This is a genomic window from Nonomuraea sp. NPDC049480, from assembly GCF_044465905.1.
GTDB lineage: Bacteria > Actinomycetota > Actinomycetes > Streptosporangiales > Streptosporangiaceae > Nonomuraea.
Window position 1 is genome coordinate 1 of the sequence record NZ_JBITMD010000073.1, and the last position, 3,150, is coordinate 3,150.

Here is a 3,150-nt window from a genome sequence, read left to right on the forward strand (position 1 = left end):
GTGATTTTGACCAGGGCTGCTCTGCGGAAATTGCCAGGTCGTTGGACTTCATAGTACGGCTTTAGTTGATGTTCGTCACGGATTGTGACGGCGTGTCGACGTATGCAGCTGCTGGCGGGAGGAGCATGCTGACCACGGCGATGGGCTCCTGGCAAAGTGGGCAACGGAGCTCGCGGCTGCTTTGGGCCGGTTGCGCGGCGGAGAACTTGCCGCGGAGAGTCTCTTCGCGGGGAAGGTCTTCGCGGGGAAGGTCTTCGGGGAGAGGGTTTGCGCGGCCGGGTCGCAGGCAAGTGGCGCCGGGTGTGGGCGGAGTCAGGCCGTTCTTGCGGGCTTTCTTGATCTCGCGGGCCCAGATGGCTTTGCACTTGGGATTGCAGAAGCGGTGTGTGGGGCGGCTGCTGTTCCAGGTGAACAGGGTGGAGCAGACCGGGCAGGCGCGTTGTTCGGCGTGGCTCATGGCGTGGATGCTTTCGCTGGTGTGCTGGAGGTGCTGGCGGTCAAGCCGCGGCGCAGGGTGTCGGTGTGGGCTTGGTGGGCGCGCATCCGGTATGAAGGCCCGTCGATGGCGGCGATGATGCCGCGGTGCAGGAGCCGGTCGATCAGGGCGGCGGCGAGCATGGGATCGCCGAGGCGTTCGGCCCAGCCGGAGATGCCGACGTGGCTGGTGGTGATGATGGAGCCTTTCAGGTAGCGGCCGTTGATGACCTCGAACAGCAGGCTGCGGCCGTCCTCGTCCAGCCGCCGGTAGCCGAACTCGTCGATCACCAAAAGTTTGGGCTGGGTGAAGAAGCGCAGCCCGGTGGCAAAGCGGTGCTCGGCCAGCGCACGCTGCAGCCGCCGGATCAGGTCCTCGCAGGTGGTGAAGTAGGTGCGGTGCCCGGTCAGGGCGGCGGTGCGGGCCAGGCCGATGGCCAGCATGGTCTTGCCCACTCCGGGCGGCCCGATGAAGATCACGTTGGTGGCGTCGTCCAGGAACCGCAGGCAGGCAAGTTCGCGGATCAGGCTTTCCTCGATGCCGGGCTGGGCGGAGAAGTCGTAGTCGTCGATGCTCCACGGCGCCGGGAGGCTGGCAAAGCGCAGGTTGTTGTCGGCTCGGCGGGTTTGGCTGGCGTGGGCTTGGACGCCCATCAGCCGTTCCAGGGCTTCCACGACGGTGAGGTCTTCGTCGCGGGCGGCGTCCAGCACGGCCGGCAGGGCCGCCGCGGCGGCATTCAGTTTGAGCTCGGCCAGATGGCCGCGCAACCGCTGATAGCAAGCGGCCTGCGCGGGGGTGGCCGGCGGAGCCAGAGAGGCCACCGCCGCGGTGGCGGCCGGCATGGGGCCGGGTGCGGTCATCGATGTGCTTTCCCTTCATAGACGCGGCACAAATCGCCGAGCACGCCGACGGCGGCACCGGTCGCGCGGTCGCTGTGACGCCGGTAGCCGTGGGCGGTCAGCACGTCGAAGACATCGACGATCAGTCCCCAGGTGAATCGGTCGTCGAGCACGGTCTCGTCGAGCACGGTCTCGTCGGTGGTGCTGTCCATCGGGCCCCCTTTCGTGGTGGTGCGGCGCGACCCGGCAGGGGGACCGGGTGCACCAGGGTGTTCCTCAAGCCGGGCCAGGACCGGCCACGTCGCCGCCAGTGCTGGTGCCGGTCCGGCCGGCAGGTGAGGCGGCCGACAGCGGGCGTGCCTGGGCGGCGTAGGCGGCGAAGTCGACCACCGGGGCTTTGTCCTCGGCGCCCGCACCGCGCAGCCGATCCGCCTCGGCTCGCGCGGCCACCGAGGGCGGACGGCGCGTCTTGCGTGGACACGGCCCGCCGCCGGCCGCCTGCGCGCGGGCGGCCAGTACCTTGGCCTCCAGCGCGGCGGCGTGCTCGTCGGCCTGGCAGATCACCCCGGCGTGATCGACCTGGCGGCGATGGCGGGCCAGCACCGCTCCACCCGCGGTGACGATGTCCAGCGTGGCCGCCCCCAGCAGGTGCCGCACCAGCATCATCTGGCCGGCATGCCCGGGCGGGACGGAGTAGAAGTTGCCGCGGAAACTCACCAGCGCCTGCGGCGCGACCAGCCGCTCCACCTCCAGCACCGCCGGGAACGCCGGGTGCGGCATCGGCCGCAACGGCTCGCGCCGGGCCAGCTCAGCCACGCTCACCCGGCCGCCGCCGATCTTCCGGATGCGGATGTCGCCCCGCCGCCGGCACCACTCATCCAGCGACGCCTGCGCCTGGGCGGGCGAGGCGTCATCGCCCAGGGTGCGCCACCAGCGCTGGGCGGCGACGTGGTTGGCCTTCTCCACGCTGCCCTTGCGCCACGAGCGGCCCGGCGGGCAGACGCGCACGATCACCCCGTAATGCTTGGCCACCTGCGCGAACGATGCCGTCACCTCACCCGTGGCTGGATGGCAGACGGTGGCCATCCGATCAAACCGCCACTCGGCGCTGACGCCGCCCAGCCGCTCACACACCTGATGCAGGGCCTCGATCAGGTGCGGCTGGTCCTCGGACTCGGCCAAAACGCCCCGCCAGATGCCCGAGTACGGCAGCGTCCCGACCAGCAGATGCGCGCCGCTACCCCATTCCCACGAGGCGGGCGCCTGCGGCAACTCCAGCCAGTCCCACTGCGTCTCGGCCCCGGGCGCGTGCTCGATCCGGACGTACTCATCCGGGCCGCCCGCGTGCGCACACTTGTCACAGTCCGGGCGCAGTCCCCGCCCCCGCAACGCCCGGGTGAAGGTCGAATACCCTCCCGCATAGCCCAGCTCGACCAACTCGTCGAACAGCGTCGTGGCCCACAGATGCGGATCGCCGGTCTCGGCGTCCAGCCGCAGCCGGCAGTACTCGGCGAACGGCTCGAACGGATCCGGCACGCCGCGACGGCGCTGCCCCGGCACCCGCTGCCCGTTCAGATACGCCCGGATCGTCGGCCTGCTGCGGCCCAGATGCCGCGCGATCGCCGAGATCGACCAGCCACGTTTACGCAAAGCCTGCGCTTCCACGTCTTCCCCCTGTGTGAGCATCGAATGCGGCTCCCCCGACTTGCTTCGAAACGTTGATCATCCGAAGCGTCGAGGGAGCCCCACCGAGACGAGAACGATCTCTCCCGGCGAGTCGCTCACCTGGAAAAATTCAGAGAGCAGGTCTGGTCACTTTCACCTGAGCGGCATCAC

General features: G+C 69.7%; 4 protein-coding genes. All 4 read right to left on the reverse strand.

Going from position 1 to position 3,150, the window contains the following annotated elements:
• Positions 1-61: 61 nt before the first annotated feature.
• Complete coding sequence (locus ACIBX3_RS61095) at positions 62-457, reverse strand: hypothetical protein (RefSeq protein ID WP_397130010.1); 396 nt, start codon at positions 455-457, stop codon at positions 62-64.
• Positions 454-1,317, reverse strand: coding sequence for an IS21-like element helper ATPase IstB (gene istB, locus ACIBX3_RS61100; protein ID WP_397130011.1), 864 nt, complete (start codon positions 1,315-1,317; stop codon positions 454-456). Before istB ends, ACIBX3_RS61095 begins: the two co-directional genes overlap by 4 nt.
• Positions 1,318-1,331: 14 nt before the next feature.
• Positions 1,332-1,526, reverse strand: coding sequence for a hypothetical protein (locus ACIBX3_RS61105; RefSeq protein WP_397130012.1), 195 nt, complete (start codon positions 1,524-1,526; stop codon positions 1,332-1,334).
• 64 nt (positions 1,527-1,590) lie between these two features.
• On the reverse strand, positions 1,591-2,979 hold the full coding sequence (istA, locus tag ACIBX3_RS61110) for an IS21 family transposase (protein WP_397130013.1): 1,389 nt from the start codon (positions 2,977-2,979) through the stop codon (positions 1,591-1,593).
• Positions 2,980-3,150 lie beyond the last annotated feature (171 nt).